Here is a 16877-nt window from a genome sequence, read left to right on the forward strand (position 1 = left end):
GGTTAGTTGTTAACCAACCTAGAAAATAATTTAGAATTTACAACAATCGAAAGGGCGGCGGTAAGATGAATCTTAAGTGGATGAAACTTTTATCAACGGTTTTTCTTTCAATTTTCTTGTTATTAGGGTGTAATAATGGAGATGACGATAATAATCCACCACCGGAGGATGTAACTCCAGGGACAGAGGAACCAATTGAAGATCCTATCGACGCAACAGATTCAGATACTATTGATCAACATAATGTCACCCCTGATACAGAAGAACCAATTGAAGATCCGATCGACGCAACAGATCCAGATACTATTGATGAACATAATGTCACCCCTGATACAGAAGAATCAATTGAAGATCCTGAAGACGCAACAGATCCAGATACTATTGATGAATAAGTTTATACACCGTTTGTTCTCAAACGGTGTTCTTTATGTATCAAGATTCAAGGATGTTAATAAGAAATTTAATACTTATATTGCAGCATTTTCTAATAACAAATTTATAGAGGTGTCTCATGACAAAATTACGAAAGTCCTTATTGGTTACTGTTTCCGTACTTATTCTTCTACCCATAGGGTTATTATTCATAGTACCAAATACAAGAAACAAAGAGAATCCCGAAAATAAAACAGTTGCTGTCAAAAACAAATTTAATCCCCCTATAACCAATGTCCAAAATGTTGAAAACGAAAAAAATGTTCTTCAAATAAACAGCCTTTCCATGGGTCAAACCATCAAGAATCAATTAAAAAATGATCCTTCCGTTTTTCTAATTAAACACAATGAAAAAACTGAGAGTCATTATATTAAGAAAGAAGTAAACGTTACATTCAAGACTCTTCCCTCAACAAAGGAAATAAAAAGGATAACACAGGAGATAAATGGCACTATCATTAAAAAGCTAAATTCTACGATTGTTTTTCGTTCTAATACGCTTTCGACCAAGGAACTTATTGAATATTTTAACAGACAGGCTATGGTTGAATTTGCTGAACCCAATTATCTTTATCTGCAAAATCAAATTGGACTTCCTAATGATTTGCTATATAGAGAACAATACCAATGGAACTTATCGGCAATTCAAGCAGAAGCAGGCTGGGATATCACCAAAGGGGATGAACATATCATTATTGCTGTTATAGACACTGGCGTTGATCTGGACCATCCTGATTTGAGAAGACGAATTACAAATGGTTATAATGTACTGTTGAATAATAATTTCCCTGATGATGACAACGGGCATGGCACCCATGTAGCAGGAATCATTGCATCGGAAACAAACAACCATGAAGGTGTTGCAGGCATCACTTGGTATAACAAAATAATGCCTATAAAAGCAATGGGTGCCGAAGGGCATGGGACGACCTTTGATATAGCAAAAGGGATTTTTTGGGCAGTGGATCATGGAGCCGATGTCATTAATATGAGTTTAGGCAATTATCAGCATTCTTCCCTTTTAAAAGGGGCAATCGATTATGCATACAGTAAAAATGTTGTCTTGATTGCTGCAGCAGGAAATGAAAATACTATGCAGCCGAGCTATCCAGCTGCTTTTTCTAAGGTTCTAAGTGTCGCCGCCGTAAGTTACACCGGACAACGTGCCCCTTTCTCAAATTATGGAGATTATATCGATGTTGCAGCTCCCGGAGTTCAAATTCCGAGCACCTATTTTAACCAGCAGTATGCTGCCCTTTCAGGTACTTCTATGGCTTCACCTCATGTAGCAGGACTAGCAGGTCTTTTGCTTTCAGTAAACCCTAATTTAACGAACCAAGAAGTAATAGACATTATTAAGAATTCTACTTATGATTTAGGAATCCCTGGAACTGATCACGAATTTGGTAGTGGCTTAATTAATGTAAAGAATGGATTGGAAGATGCCCAAAGCAAAAGGCAATAATCCCTTTTTGAAACCGTTGCTTTTCGTTGTTATAAAACTTCTACATGGTGTACATTGTTTGTACATGATAATGGAAAAACTAAGGAGGGAATTTTAGTTGGAGTGGATTTTTTATCTATACCTGTTAAATACGTTCTTTATGTTATTCATAGCTATTTGGGAAGTTCGTCGTCCTGCCAAGGCTTTGAATTGGATAATAATCGTCCTTGTTTTGCCTATCATTGGTTTCTGGCTATATCTTAGCACATCAAATCCCAAGATTATTCATCGGAAAAGATTGACCTCTTCTCATAATGAGTCTGATAAATTACCTGATACATATACTGATTCAGCATCGATAATCGCCGATGCTTTAAGGTATTTTACTGTAGGCGGGCTTCGAGTCGGCAAAGTCCACGTACTAAACAATGGAATAGCAAAATATGAACAACTTATCGAATCCCTACAAAAAGCCCAAAAAACCATTGATCTGGAATATTTCATCTATCGGAACGACCAAATTGGTAATCACATCTCAGAACTGCTGATCGAAAAAGCAGTAAATGGAGTGCGGGTTCGTTTTATTAGAGATGGTTGGGGGAGTAAAACATTTCCGAATCAAAAAATCCTTCAGATGGTGGAAGCAGGGATAGAATGCCGGATAATATTTCCTTTACGCTTTCCCTGGATTTTATCCAATTGGAATTATCGGGACCATTGTAAGATTGTCACGGTCGACGGAAATAAAGCTTTTACTGGTGGCATGAACGTAGGATATGAATATACAGGATTAAAGCCAGACGTAGGATTTTGGAGGGACACTCATTTGCAAATTATAGGGGAAGCAACAGGCGACTTGCAGACTATCTTCGACGTTCATTGGAATATCGCTGTACCAGAACGGATAAAGTCAAAAACAAAATCTGAGGCAACGAAAAAGGCCACTAAAATCCCAAAATATAAATCAAAGGAAATCAATCCAACCGGCAGCATAGATCTTTCAAGATGGTCTGCCGAATTAGGATCTGAGTTATGGCCTATAGAAGGTAAAACAGACAATACCCAAACAAAGACAGGAGAATTGCAAAAAGCGTACATCCATACGTTGGAAGGAAACCCTGGAATTCCTACCCCAGTTATTCGTCAAGCTTACTTTATATGTATAACACAGGCGACCAAGACTATTGATATAACAACACCCTATTTTGTACCAGAAACAGATATTATCATGGCGTTAAAAACAGCTGTGGCTCGTGGTGTGCGCGTAAGATTGCTGGTTCCTCGCCATATTGTCCAAAAAATTGTGGGCTATGCAAGCCGTACTTTTTACGGGGAACTTATAGAAGCTGGGGTCCAAATCTACCAGTATGACAAAGGAATGTTACATGCGAAGGTGATGATCATAGATGAGGAGGTTACAGAAGTAGGCGCAGCAAACTATGATATGAGAAGTTTTCGCCTGAATTATGAGGTGTGTCAAGTCGTGTACAGTGCTGATGTGGCAAGAGAACTCACAGAGCAGTTCGAGGGGGATCTTACTGATTCTGTACCATTAAGAATTGAAGACTTGTTGCAACGATCCCTGACCGAGCGCATTTTTGAACAAGGTGCTCGTCTGCTTTCTCCATTATTATAAGTTGATGTATCCTGTTTTTATTGTTCTATCTTAAATCTAGATTTAACTTTGTTTTTAATATATTTCTGACTTATTAAAAAAAAAGTCGAAAACCCGTGTATTATAAGAACTTCCAACATGGGTTTTTTCTTATTTACGATGGAAATTCATTACTAAAAAACGGTAATACTAAAAAGGCAGCTCAAAGAGTTTGAATTCAAAAATATCTGTTACCTTTTCATTTAAATATAGAGGTGATATCAATAGATAATATATTTGAAAATCTTAAGGAAATACGTTTATTAGAAGATAAGCTCTATCATTTAGAATTAAATGGTTGGCTAAAAAATGAGTTTTTAACTTGGGAATGGTGGATACTAGTCGTTTTTTTAGTTGTGCCTTGGGTTATATGGGCTAAACTTGTTAAACGAGACATTATTTTAGAAATTTTGTTATTTGGTACCATAATTATCTTGACAACAACCTTATTAGATGTAGTTGGTGCACAATACAGTTTTTGGGATTACCCCATTGCATTCCTACCTTTTATTCCTAGGGCCTTTCCTTTTGATTTTTCAATGGTACCTGTAGCTTACATGTTGTTATATCAATATTTTAGAAGATGGAAATCTTTTATTTTAGCCCAGATCATTATGGCACTAACATATGCCTATATAGGTGAACCCTTTTGCGAGTGGGTCAAACTTGTTAATTATTTAGAGTGGAGATACAGATATTCATTCATATATTACATCATTGTTGGAATTGTAACTCGAGCTTTAATACTAAAACTAGCCTCTTTATCTAAACCTCAAGATCTTACAACTAAGTAAAATTTAAATTGGAGGAAAAAACTTTGGAAGAAGTCAATATTGGTTTACTGACGATCAAAGTCATCGTTGGTTTTGCAACTTTATTTTTTATCATTATCATAACAGGCAGAACATCCATCTATCAGTTAACCCCGTTTCACTTAGTTTTTGTGTTAGTACTTGGAGATTTTTTAGGAAATACCATTTATGAAGATAAGGTAGGGATTTTTCATTTTTTATATGCCATCGGATTGTGGACGTTTCTTATGTTGGGAATAGAGTTTATGACTCTAAAAAATAAATCGACACGTTCTCTCTTATTAGGCAATCCTAACATCATCATTCGAGATGGTGTTATGGACAGAAAGTTACTTACAAAGAACAAATTGGATGTAAATCAAGTATTGAGTATACTCCGTCAAAATAATGTCTTTTCAGTTCGCGAAGTCAAATACGGTATATTGGAAGCTAATGGGCAAATAAGTTTATTATTAAAATCCAAGTATCAAAAACCAGACAAGCAAGATCTCAATCTTCCAGAAAGTCCAGTAGACCTCCCAACATCGTTAATTATAGATGGGGAAATTTTATGGGATAATTTACATGAACTCGGATTTGATCAACAGTGGTTAGATAACCAATTAACTACCAATGGATATGATAATGTAAAGCGTATACTTTACGCAGATTGGCGAGAGAGTGAAGGCATACATGTAAGTCCTAAATAAAATTTGTTAGGATAAGAGCACATCAATTTTCTTGGTGAATATAAACTTTAGTCTTCAACAATCAGGCGCTTTAATGAAGTAACTAAAGCCTAATTTTTCACTTATAACACCGAGAAATTAGACTTTTTATATTTTGATTTCCTTAACGTTGTAAATCCGCACTTTCCTGACGCTACCCCAATTAGACGTAAAGCTTGTTGATAGAGAGAGTTTAATTAACTACATACTTAAAATGAATCCTAATGCAGTTCCGAACTTCAAGAAACTTTCTTAATAAAGAATAATGGCCAAGACTTCAATTGTCCTGGCCATTATTTGTTCCTGAATGCCACATTTATAATAAGTTCCATCTAATTAATTTTGGTAATCTCCGAAATTTCCTTTCCAAACTCCACCTATATAGCATTTTTATATTTAAGATTTAATACCAATTTAAAAGCCAGCAATTATGCTGGCTTTAATAAGAAATAATTTATCTCTTGGCAACTGCTTCGATTATTGTTTGATTTGTATTTATATCTTCTATTTCAATGTCTTGGTAGTAGTAATTCAAGATTTCCTTAAAGTTTCTCCCTTGTTTAGCCATACCATTTGCTCCATATTGGCTCATGCCAACTCCATGTCCATTTCCCTTTGTATTTACAATTATGTTAGTTCCCTCAAGTTCTAAGGTGAAATCTGTGGAACGTAGTCCTAACATTTCTCTGATTTCCTTGCCACTAAATAATTTACCATTTATATCAACAGTAGATACTCTGTTACTTGAAGTACGAACTATTTTACTTAAATCTCCACTACTATTTATTTTAACACCTAGTTTCTCTTGAAAATCTTCAACAGTAAGCGTCTTACTATCTTGATATACAGGAGAGTTGCTGTCCCAGGGACTAGGTACACTCCTTAAATAAGGAATGGTATTGGACCAATATTCTTCTGAGTTCTCTGTATATCCATTACTAGTAGAAAAAAAAGAGGCATCTATAGGTTGATCTTTGTAGGTCATAATAAGTCCTCTAGTTTCATTGATGGCATTGTTGATTTTCTTTATATTTTCATCATATTTACTACCCCAGGTAATTTTTAAATCATTATTACTTTTATAAACTTGATGAAGGGTAGAATCAGTTATATCAGTACCAGGTGGTAGTTTACTTAAATCAGGGTTTAATAAAGTTTTTATGGTAAAGGTTCTTGCAGCAACTGCTTGTGCTTTTAAAGCCTCAAGCTCAAAGTTAACTGGCATCTCAGCTGCTAGTACACCTCGAACATAGTTTTCTAATGTTGTATCCTCAATTTCATTAGTACTAGTTCTCAAAACAGATACAGGTATTACCTCTTCTTCAGATGGATGTTTATCTTCTGTAATAATCTCTTTATCCTTGCTTACCACTTCAGCCTTATTTTCAGTAGAAAACCCTAACACAATAATTGAGGGAATAACTAGTACTAATATTAAAATGGATATTACCGATAAGTAAAAATTTTTCATAGATTGCCCCCATAAATTATTTTTACTTATTTATACAAATCTGAATAAATCTTTAGAACGTAATTACAAAGATAAGGGAATTTTATCCATTATTTTTAGTAAAAAAGTACCATTTTTAAAAAAATATATTTTTAAAAAAAGGATATTTTTGTAATTTATAGAATTAATATACATAGAAAATTATGGAAGGGATGATTTGTTGCTTATATACACTCAAATTTTTTTAAGTTTAGTATTTCTTATTTCTGGAACTATAAAAGTTCTAGAATACTCAAATTTTAAAACTACTATTAGTAAAATTGGGTTCAAGAATAAATACCTTACCTTAGTCTCTTCTGGAGTAGTCTTTATAGAACTCTTAATTTCTGGATTAATATTATTTAATCAAACAAGATTATTAGCTTCTTTAATTATCACAATACTTACATCCGTATTTTTCTATCTTTCAATTAAAATGATAATTAATGGAAAATCAATTGATTGCAATTGTTTTGGTTCAATATCAGAAGAAAAGCTTGGGTTTAACACTATCATTAAATCATTAATATTATTTATTTTATGCATCATTCAATTTATTAATAAAGAACCATCAGGCATTGAAATAGCAAGCTATAGAACAATTCTGGATGCTATTTCCTCTTCAATAGGAATTATGTGTATATACTTATTACTGGTCTCTTATAATAACTTGTCTTCTAAACTTAAATAGGCAGGGGGGAGTTTTTTGGTTTCTTTAACAATTCAATGGGTACTACTTATTACACTAACTTATATGGTAATAAGGCTATATTCTCTAATTTCAAAATCTCAAAGAAGAAAAACTTTAATAAAGTCTAATGATGGATTTCCGTCTGGAGGGACTTATCCGTTCAAAACCATTTCTACAATAAGTAGTAATAAAATATCCATAAACCAAAATAGTTTTAAAGGAACAATTATTGTTGGTACTTCTTATGGATGTGATGCCTGCAAAAGCGTTTATCCAGTTCTTTCGCAATTCAAAAATCTATTTCCAGAATATCAACTACTTAATTTATCATTTACAAGAAAAGAAGACATTAACGAACTTATAAATGAATATAGCCTACATCCTGAAACTATTGCTCTCCTACATATTAAAGAAATGGGCAACTTTGGGTTTGAAGGGTTCCCATTTGCATACCTGGTTTCTAGTCAGGGGAAAATCCTTCAAAAAGGATTAGTTAATACTAAAAATGATTTTGATTTATTGGTTTCGTTTAGTGAAACAAAAAGAGTTTCCTAAAAACAAATTGAAAGGAGGTGATAATTATGGGAAACGAAAATCTTTTGGAGATTATGCCTGAAAGTGATTGTGGAGGTTCTAGTTACTCTTATTGTAACTATAATAGACCTTGTGGTGTTGGTGGTATTAAAAGTTTAAGAGAATGGTATACTGGATGCGGTGTACTTTGGGCATCAACTTGCGAATGTTAGTATTGAAGAAACCAAGGGTTATTATAATCCTTGGTTTTTTTACTCTTAGGGGTGGATAATATGAAAAAGAATAATCATTTTTACAAAACACTTGAACTTGTTTGGAAAATAGATTACTCTTGGGTAATTTATTCAATTTGTTTAAGGATTCTACTTGGACTAGCACCACTTGTTACTTTATGGATTACAACTCAACTAATTAATAGTGTATCTATCCTTATACAGACTAAAACTGATGACTATTCGAGAGTATTAGTTCTTCTTATACTCCAACTTATTAATACTTCATTTCAATCAGTTTTACAGCACTCAAATGAAATATTAGATGCAAAAATGGAGGTTAAAATAAATCACCATTTAAATAGTGAAATATCTAAGAAAGCCATAGAATTACCGTATGAGTATTTTGACATGACGGAATTTTACAACCAGTTTTATCGTGTTAAGAATATAAATGGTTTTCATATTCTTTCACCAATTAAGAGCATACTGAACATTTTTAGATCATCCATTAGTCTTATTTCATTAGTTTCATACTTATTTATTATACATTGGAGTCTCGTTTTACTAAGCTTAATTGCATCAATTCCAATCTTTATTGTGCAGTATAAATATGGATCAAGGAGATTTGGTTTAATGTTATATCAAACTCCTTTAGCACGAGAAGCAAACTATTTAATTTCACTAATATCTAATAAAGTTAGTAATAAGGAGGTAAGGATACTCGGTGTAGACAAGTATCTAATGAATAAATGGAGTAATCTATTTATGGAAAATAGTAATTCAATGTTATCTCTAATAAAAAAAGAAAAATACGCTAATATGCTATTAGATACAGTATCTGGACTGTTATACGGAGGAGGAGCTGGAATAGTAGTATGGTTATTAAAAAATAATAGGTTAAATATTGGTGACTTTGTTGCTACAGGCCAAGCAATACTTGGTGCACAACAGAGTATAAACAACATATCAACGAGTCTTGCAGATCTCTTTGAACAGGGACTATACATAAAGGATTTATTTGATTTTTTAGCAATTCCAACAGGATGCATCCAATCAATTGATAACCGCGAAATGTCAAAATTTAATTTGGAGAAAGGAATATATGTAAAAAATTTACGCTTCTCCTACCCTCAAAGTGATACTCCCGTACTTAATAACATCACATTTTCTATTGAGAAGGGTGAAAAAATAGCTATTATTGGAGAAAATGGATCTGGTAAATCAACTTTAATAAAATGCCTAATAGGTCTTTATAAAGAAAAAGATGGTCAAATTTATTACGATGATAAAGAGATTAAAACTATAAATCATTCGTCCTTGCATGAAAATATATCAGTTATTTTCCAGGATTTCACTAAGTATGCGTTAACTATTAGAGAAAACATCCAACTTGGAAATATTAATAAAATAGATCCTGGTAAATTTGAAGAATCCATATGGAAAAACGGAATAGAGCATATTGCATCCAAATTTAAATATGGTTATGAAACTAGATTAGGTAAATTATTTCCTGAAAGTGAAGATTTATCTGGTGGCCAATGGCAGAAAATTGCACTAGCAAGGCTACTATATAGAGATACCGAAATAGTTGTTTTAGATGAACCTACATCAGCTCTAGACCCAATATCAGAATTAGAAGTATATAAAAAATTTTACGAATTATCAATTAATAAAACCACCATATTTGTCTCCCATAGAATGGCAGCAGCTAGACTTGCTGATAAGATAATTGTAATGAAGGATGGGAAAATTGTTGAAATGGGAAGTCATGATGAATTAATAATTAAGAAAAGTATTTATTATGAAATGTTTAATTCCCAAGCCAAATGGTACTATGAACCGAAGACCATGGACTCTATGTATAAAAGCGTATAAAAGGCGAGGTAACCCCGTGAAATCAAAATTGAGAAAAAGTAGAGGCATCTAAATTAAAGATGTCTTTTTTACATTTCCTTACTAAGTAAGGATTGATTTTTAGAGAAAATGCGTATATTATTAATGTATCCTTACTAAGTAAGGACTAGTCACAATAATATATCAAATAGCCGAACAAAAAATTATCGCAGATCATAAAATAGTCGAAATAAGAACATAGAAGCCTAGCAGATGCAGAATAGATAAAATTTATAAGAAAACAAAAAATAAAGAGAAAAAAACATAAAAAATAACAAAACATAGATAAAAGAAAATTGTCGAATAGTGAATTAGGCGAATGACAGGGAATAGAATGGATGGATACTAAAATGGCGAAAGTAAATATTTTAAATGGGTTCGGCGACCTTGAAAATATTCGTGAGTCTAGGGATATAAAAATAACATCTAAAAGGCAACTCACGATACCAAAAGCTTATTTTGATTATTTAGGAATCGAAGAAACAGTCCACGCAATTTTATTAGACGATGGAATACTGATTAAACCGGAAAAGAAACAATCACTTCAAGAAATTGATGTCGAAATTATTCTGCGTAACGTAGTGAATGAAGGTTACACTGGTGATGAGTTGGCAGACGAGTTTTCTCGCCGTGTCAAAGAGTATAATAAAGTTCTTGATCGTAGGATTGAAGAGTTTCTAAATGATATGACAAGTGATACGGTGTCGGAGGCAGATGAAGGAGACGATTTTAATGGCCTCGACATATTCTTTAACACCGAAGATGGAGAAAATTCTGAAGCAAACCGAGAAGAAAAATAAGCACTTATATTCAGAACTAATTAAGAAACGACAGGAAATTGTAAATGACCCTTTAATCGGTACTAAATTAAAAGGCGATTTAAAAGAGTTTCGATCTCTAGATTTTAAATTTAAAGGTCATGAATTAAGAATTTGTTATGCATATTACCAAGAAGATAATCATGTTGTCTTTCTATATGCAGGAACAAGAGAAAATTTCTATGATGAAGTTAAGCGATATGTGAACAGATAGCAAAGTAGAGGTGTCCGAACGAATAACCGGACACCTTTTTATTGTTTTGAAACGTTGTTTACTTGTTTAAGATGTATTAAATAGACTGTACAATAATTTGATAACACTTTATATGCTCTTCCTTGATAGCTTCACCCAACATATTTGGTGTCTCAGTTGCTTCAAAAATGTAGTTATGTAATAAAAACACGATATAATTAGTCGTGACGGGAGGAGGAACCTAATGAATACGTTAGTTAAGGCGCAAGAACATTTGGACGAGTTTATGAATTCGGATGAAAAGTGTGTTTTAATTACCGGAACACATCAATACCAGAAGCATGTTTTGGCTTTAAGAACCGTTGCTAAGTATGCTGAACACAGCAATATTTTATTGAGAGTAAATGCTTTGCAAAATCTTGGGACAATTTTAGAGGAACCAAACGCAAATTACAAATCCGGAGTAGGTTATAGAACAGGGAACAACAAATTGTTTTTCGATTCGCTTAAAACAACTACCTGGAGAAACACCCCTCATAATATTGATTACGCAATATTATATCCATTAGATTCGGCGATGAAATCCAACAACATGCAAGAATTATTAGATGATTTACTGACTTATAAGCGACCACAAAAAGTATTTTTTGTTAGCTGGACAGATCATTATGACTATTCTTCGTTAAATAGTGTGGTAGATCGTCACATTATATATGACGTAGAAGAAGAGGATCCAGAATATCACCAGAGAGTGTTAAACGTAATCAAGCGATAATACCGTACTTTCTTAAAACAGGTATAATTACTAAGGAAATCAAAGTCTTTAATCCTGTTACTGTAACTAGTTTTAAAGAAAAAGTAAGAAAAACTACTGTAATTAAAGAAAAACAAAGAAAATGTAACAATTGGTTACTAAAATCTGTAGTTTACCCTTGTAAATTAGTGTATGTCCGGATATAATATGAAATGTAGTTGATACTAACTAACTAATGTAGAAGGGTGATTCTACATCCCGCATGGGGGCGTGAAAGATACCATGATATATCCAGTTCAGGGATTCCTTCCTGTTCCATTCACCATTAAAAAACAGTATATTTACCTAGAAATTGAATGTATAATTGACCTTGGAGTTTTTTCCAGGGTCAATTTTTATTTTTAGGGGAAATTATAGATGTTATCTACTACGGATTTACTTACAATTAGCGCAAAACCAGCGTTAAAAGATATATCATTACAGATGATACAATTATTTTATAAAGAACACCTATGTGATCGACTTTTTACATTCGAACTAGATGATCCAAACCGGCCGTTTGTAAAACTCCGATTTAACGAGAAACACTTATGTCATATGTTGGGGATTCAGTATGTTGTACAAAGGTTAAAGAACAAACATGACTATTCGGGAGAAAAAGGATATAAATGTTTGGAAAATGGTACACTTACATTCGACTTCCTTAAAAAAACAAATAAACAATGGTTTAATTCCAAAAAGAATCGGATGCTTTACTTTCCGTTCGTTTATCAAATAGTAAATAATCCAACGGTTATAATATTTTCAGACCAAGGATTAAATACATCTCTATCTCTTGATATTATTCTCTACAACCAACTAAATAATACTTTTTTACATTTAGGACTAGATAAGGATCCTAATTCAGATTTTTACTATCCAAAAACGTTTTATGACCGTAATGACAATAAGCATATTGACCAAAGAACTCAATTAACTGTTAAAAATATAACGGTCGATATTGATTAACATAAGGGTTATTATGTAAGGTTGTAAATCATTGAAATTAAACATATTGGGAATAGGTTACAAGGGGTCGGAAATACCGATACCCTTTTTGTTCATTACGAACCGCATTTCTTAATCAACGAATGGCAGCAAGAATCCTGGAATTAGTTACGTTTGCTTCACCCTATCTTTCCCATCACTTATTTGGAGAAATTTAGGCGTTTTATGGAATCATAATTTGCATAACTTGAGATACCTCTCATCCCCTCCGAACGATTCAAATCATGTTTTGAACCATTCGGAAGTAATAAGAACTTAAAAATTCAAGGGACAGAGCATTCGAGCTAAATACTCAATTAGGGCTTCCGAAGAACGTTCTGAACCCTTATCATCACTAGATTTCTCTTGCTGCTAATATAGTAAACTATCGTTACAAAAATAAACTTAGAGCACGAGGATACTGTCCTAATCATAACACTGGAATAAGACAAGTAAGAATAATGGATTCACAGGTATAACAGGCTTTAACTCATAAAGAATCTCAAAAAATGATTAATTGAATAAGTACTTATAAATTTAAATAACATTTCTTACACATTGTTTTCCATCGATTTTCAGCATTTAACCATCTATTCTTATGACAAGAAGGACAGCTGATTTTAACTTTATACAACTCCCATTTTAACGTTTTCCCATTAAAGATATACTTTTCATTATTATTTGAAGGATCAGGGATTTTCTTTCTTCCTATATCAACAATGCAGGACTCACAATATAGTTTATTTTCGTATTTAATTAGTTTCACTATAAATCCACCTATAAGTGGACCTTTCAACTCTCCTTCTGTCGCATCACATGAACTACAAGTAAATCCGTTCAATTTGTCTTGTTCAATCTTAAGGTTCCTTTGGCACATTGTTTCATTGTAACTATCATAGTAGCGAACACCTGGAATAACTTTTGAACAAGAATAGCAAATTAAATCTTTTGTTCGTGTGGGATAGGAAAAAACATAACCACTTGTGCCTTTCTTATCCCTCGTGTAACTCGCATGGCCAACAACAGTTAAGTCATTGCTAAATTCACAATGAGGGCATTTAACACTAAATTGGTCTGTTCTGCAATCCAAACAATCACATGGTCCACCGAAATCACAATTAGGCATGGAATATCATCTTCTTTCCATAATTTAATTAAAACTCTCTTATTCTCTTATTCCTCCATTAATCTCTTAATAAGGTTTAAATGAGATTCCTTTTTAGTATTTAATCGGACTATACTCATAATTGGTTTACGTAATTTTTCAGAAAATATTTGATAAAACTTAATATCTCTTTCAATTTTTCTAAGGTAGTCTATAATTTGCCTAAAAGTTTCTACTACCATATTTACTACCTCTTCATTTGAAAAATCGTTTATTTGAGGACAACTACGCCCAACTACAAAAATATCTTTAAAATAGACATCTATGTAATTATTTTCATAAACATATCTCATATTAATTGATTTAATAACTTGTATTAATAACTCTTTTGCTTCAACGTATAGAAAATAATTAGAAAATTTAGATTGATTCAAAGAATGCCTTAATACCTTCGCCTTAATTGCTGGTACATTTAATAATTTGGCCCAAGTCACTCGATGATTACCATTAATAACAAAATATTTATTGTCTTTTGGATAATATTTTAATTCCACTGCTTCCTTACGATCAGCAAATTCATCATTGCTAAATATTTGATATATCGTACCTAAATCACTGAAGTTATTTTTACGTTCAAATCTATCCATCCTATACTTTTCTAATGTACCGACTTTATAAATAGCATGATCCCACCATGTTTGATTACTTACCCCCCTTAATCCTAGTGAAGCTATATTTTTTGTAGGAACTAATTCAATACTTTCATCATCGTTAGTCAGATCATAATAATTATCATAAACATTAGGTTCTAGTAACTCTTGCTTTAAGAATTGGATGTGTTCACTCGATACACCTAATGATGTTAATTTGGCTTCTAAGTTATTGATAAAAATCATCACCTTATATTATAATGACGTTCGTCTTTTTCCTTTAATTGCTTTACCAATCTATAAAAAGTTGTTTTTGATACGTTAGATCTTTTCATTGCTTCGACAGCAGTAATTTCTTTATTGAACCATTGTTTATAAGCTAATTCAAATTCCGGAGTAATAACAGCTTTTGGCCGGCCTAAATGTTTCCCTTTCGCTTTTGCAGCTTCTATACCTTCAGCTTGTCTAATTTTAATATCCAAGCGTTCCTTTTCCGCAAAAGCTGCTAATACGGTCAAGATTACACGCTGAATGGCCTGTTTAATAATATCATCTTGTTCATTGGAAGTATTGATCATTGGCTCCTTAATAAACTTTAACTCTACCCCGTTTTCTACAAACCACTCATATTCTTTTAAAGTTTCATTCATAGATCTTCCCATTCGTGTAATGGAATCAAAAACTATTTCGTCGCCTTCACGAACCAACTGTTTCAATAGTTGGTATTTTGGCCGTTCAAAATTTTTACCACTCATTTTTTCGATAAATACATCTCTTTCTTCAATGCCTTCTCTTTTCATCGTTTCAACTTGTCGTGCCTCGTTTTGATCCTTATCAGAAACACGTATATAAGCAAATCGTTTTTTGGCCAAATTAGATCCCTACCTTTACCATTATATTGTAATTATACACAATATCGTTTCTAAAGGTATGTCACACATTAGATACGTTCCAAAAATAAATATACCACCTTTAGAAAATCCGAAAAACTATATTTTTAATAGGGTTAAAAAGGTACACCTTTTGAAACACCATACCCCAAAAACGTCGGTCACATTCCAAATCAATTTCCCGTTGGGAAAATTAGATTCAAAAGTAAAAAAGAAGGATATACCTCTATAAGTGCGCGACTTCAAGAACTCATGCGTTTTATAAAGTGGCGAAAAGAATTTTTTAAGTAAAAACGTTGTAATTTTCGCTCGTTCAAACACTTTTATAAGGATGGATCTAGTGACCAAATGTCCGAGTTAAAAATCGGATGCGTCATATTTATTGGGTGACTACTTAAAAATTCTCCCGATTTTATTATATGTAAAGGGGAAGATCCAACATTGATAACGCAACTGTAGTTTAAAAGAGATGGTTTTCTCATGGATGTACCTTCCCAACTTTGGAATAACAAACTAGGAACTTTTATAAGAAAGCGAGGAGAATTAAAATTTCGTTGGAAAAGAACAAACATAAGGATGCATAATCCACACTTTTATCTAAAGAAATATATACAACCTGTATTACTTCTACCTTTCAAACACTTAGTAGGGGATTCCATTCTTCTAAACTCCTATTTGAGTAAAGTAAGGGGGTTAAGCCTACTTTAGATAAGCCTAATGGAATTTTTTTGAATTAATTAAAAGAAAAAGGGAAAAACATTTTTCTTTTAAAACTACTAGTAGGAGGATGATAAAAAATGAATTTTTATTTGCAGACACCCAAAGGGTTAACAATAAGTTTTTCTGTCTCGCCACTTTGGTTTTCATTGATGATAGCTGGATTAGGAGCTCGGTTAATTAGTCAACATTTATTACCACTTATCGAGATCGGACTTAAAGCCTACGAAATATGGGGAAAATGTTCCCCGGACCGACAGTCCAATGGTGGCCGTCTTTAATCTCTTTGGTGAATATTTTTTTGTACTAGTAAGTTAAGCATAGCGCCTTTTGCTACACTTTGTTTAAAGTAACCAGATTTAACAAATTAAATATTACTTTCCGTTTCTACCCATTACGTACTCTCTCATTATTTATTTAAGCTTAATACAAGCAGTTAAGAACAATTTTTATTAAAAACATAATATTTCTTCGTTTAACCTATTGAAAGTATATTAAAATAATTCAGAATATTATATACAATATAATCTAAAGATGGTAATATTATCAATATCATCAAAGATTTAACATAAACTCCATTTGAAGGGAGGTGATTTAAATGTCGGTAGATATGCAAAAAGTTGTATCTCGCTTGCAAACAGATTTAAACTTTGCAGCAGAATTCCTTGATAATTCTGTTGAGGCACTTAAAAGTTACAATCTTCTGTCGCATGAGTATAGTGCATTAGTAAGCCGAAACTCAAATGATCTCCAAAAATTAGGATTTGAACAGAGTGTGGTTTCTGCAGCACTTTCAGGTGCTCATAGTTCTACTTGTCCTAAATAGTAAGGTGGATTAGGGATGCTGAAATAT

The 16877-nt window shown here is 32.7% G+C and carries 17 protein-coding genes; 13 read left to right on the plus strand and 4 right to left on the minus strand.

What is annotated here, in order from left to right; genetic code table 11:
• Positions 1-65: 65 nt before the first annotated feature.
• The 5 genes from M3175_RS20830 (at position 66) to M3175_RS20850 (ending at position 5031) form a co-directional block, all read left to right on the plus strand.
• The gene (locus M3175_RS20830) at positions 66-392 is read left to right on the plus strand and encodes a hypothetical protein (RefSeq protein ID WP_009336493.1); all 327 of its coding nucleotides are present in this window, start codon (positions 66-68) and stop codon (positions 390-392) included.
• A 119-nt stretch (positions 393-511) separates the two neighbouring features.
• Complete coding sequence (locus M3175_RS20835) at positions 512-1897, plus strand: S8 family peptidase (RefSeq protein ID WP_251523213.1); 1386 nt, start codon at positions 512-514, stop codon at positions 1895-1897.
• A gap of 97 nt (positions 1898-1994) precedes the next feature.
• Positions 1995-3512, plus strand: a complete 1518-nt coding sequence (locus tag M3175_RS20840; protein WP_251523214.1) for a phospholipase D-like domain-containing protein — start codon at positions 1995-1997, stop codon at positions 3510-3512.
• Between the two features lie 233 nt (positions 3513-3745).
• Positions 3746-4324: a CBO0543 family protein gene (locus M3175_RS20845; protein WP_251523216.1), complete on the plus strand. Its 579-nt coding sequence runs from the start codon at positions 3746-3748 to the stop codon at positions 4322-4324.
• Between the two features lie 23 nt (positions 4325-4347).
• On the plus strand, positions 4348-5031 hold the full coding sequence (locus tag M3175_RS20850; protein WP_097159208.1) for a DUF421 domain-containing protein: 684 nt from the start codon (positions 4348-4350) through the stop codon (positions 5029-5031).
• Positions 5032-5503: 472 nt separating this feature from the next.
• Here M3175_RS20850 and spoIID read toward each other — a convergent pair whose 3' ends face one another.
• Entirely contained in the window at positions 5504-6520 is a 1017-nt protein-coding gene (gene spoIID, locus M3175_RS20855) for a stage II sporulation protein D (protein ID WP_251523218.1), read from the minus strand.
• A gap of 199 nt (positions 6521-6719) precedes the next feature.
• Between spoIID and M3175_RS25200 the strand changes: the two genes are divergently transcribed.
• The 7 genes from M3175_RS25200 to M3175_RS20885 all read left to right on the plus strand — a co-directional run bounded on the left by M3175_RS25200 (position 6720) and on the right by M3175_RS20885 (position 12644).
• Positions 6720-7229: a MauE/DoxX family redox-associated membrane protein gene (locus tag M3175_RS25200; protein ID WP_371321715.1), complete on the plus strand. Its 510-nt coding sequence runs from the start codon at positions 6720-6722 to the stop codon at positions 7227-7229.
• Between the two features lie 15 nt (positions 7230-7244).
• The gene (locus M3175_RS20860) at positions 7245-7784 is read left to right on the plus strand and encodes a hypothetical protein (protein ID WP_251523220.1); all 540 of its coding nucleotides are present in this window, start codon (positions 7245-7247) and stop codon (positions 7782-7784) included.
• A 251-nt stretch (positions 7785-8035) separates the two neighbouring features.
• A complete protein-coding gene (locus tag M3175_RS20865; RefSeq protein ID WP_251523222.1) occupies positions 8036-9853 on the plus strand; it encodes an ABC transporter ATP-binding protein in 1818 nt (605 codons plus the stop codon).
• Positions 9854-10209: 356 nt separating this feature from the next.
• The gene (locus M3175_RS20870) at positions 10210-10671 is read left to right on the plus strand and encodes an AbrB/MazE/SpoVT family DNA-binding domain-containing protein (protein ID WP_251523224.1); all 462 of its coding nucleotides are present in this window, start codon (positions 10210-10212) and stop codon (positions 10669-10671) included.
• Positions 10634-10903 (plus strand): type II toxin-antitoxin system RelE/ParE family toxin, encoded by a 270-nt coding sequence (locus tag M3175_RS20875; RefSeq protein ID WP_251523226.1) that lies wholly within the window; start codon positions 10634-10636, stop codon positions 10901-10903. Before M3175_RS20870 ends, M3175_RS20875 begins: the two co-directional genes overlap by 38 nt.
• 223 nt (positions 10904-11126) lie before the next feature.
• Positions 11127-11657, plus strand: coding sequence for a hypothetical protein (locus tag M3175_RS20880; RefSeq protein ID WP_251523228.1), 531 nt, complete (start codon positions 11127-11129; stop codon positions 11655-11657).
• A gap of 396 nt (positions 11658-12053) precedes the next feature.
• On the plus strand, positions 12054-12644 hold the full coding sequence (locus M3175_RS20885) for a PBECR4 domain-containing protein (RefSeq protein WP_251523230.1): 591 nt from the start codon (positions 12054-12056) through the stop codon (positions 12642-12644).
• 547 nt (positions 12645-13191) lie between these two features.
• Here M3175_RS20885 and M3175_RS20890 read toward each other — a convergent pair.
• From M3175_RS20890 to M3175_RS20900, 3 genes are read right to left on the minus strand one after another with little or no spacing between them, the layout of a single operon-like run.
• On the minus strand, positions 13192-13788 hold the full coding sequence (locus M3175_RS20890) for a hypothetical protein (RefSeq protein WP_251523232.1): 597 nt from the start codon (positions 13786-13788) through the stop codon (positions 13192-13194).
• 47 nt (positions 13789-13835) lie between these two features.
• On the minus strand, positions 13836-14663 hold the full coding sequence (locus M3175_RS20895; protein WP_251523234.1) for a hypothetical protein: 828 nt from the start codon (positions 14661-14663) through the stop codon (positions 13836-13838).
• Entirely contained in the window at positions 14663-15289 is a 627-nt protein-coding gene (locus tag M3175_RS20900; protein WP_251523236.1) for a recombinase family protein, read from the minus strand. Before M3175_RS20900 ends, M3175_RS20895 begins: the two co-directional genes overlap by 1 nt.
• Positions 15290-16622: 1333 nt before the next feature.
• Between M3175_RS20900 and M3175_RS20905 the strand changes: the two genes are divergently transcribed.
• Positions 16623-16850, plus strand: a complete 228-nt coding sequence (locus tag M3175_RS20905; RefSeq protein WP_251523237.1) for a hypothetical protein — start codon at positions 16623-16625, stop codon at positions 16848-16850.
• The last annotated feature ends 27 nt before the right edge of the window (positions 16851-16877 follow it).

Origin of the sequence: Robertmurraya korlensis (assembly GCF_023715225.1) — a bacterium.
In the GTDB taxonomy this organism is placed as follows: domain Bacteria; phylum Bacillota; class Bacilli; order Bacillales; family Cytobacillaceae; genus Robertmurraya_A.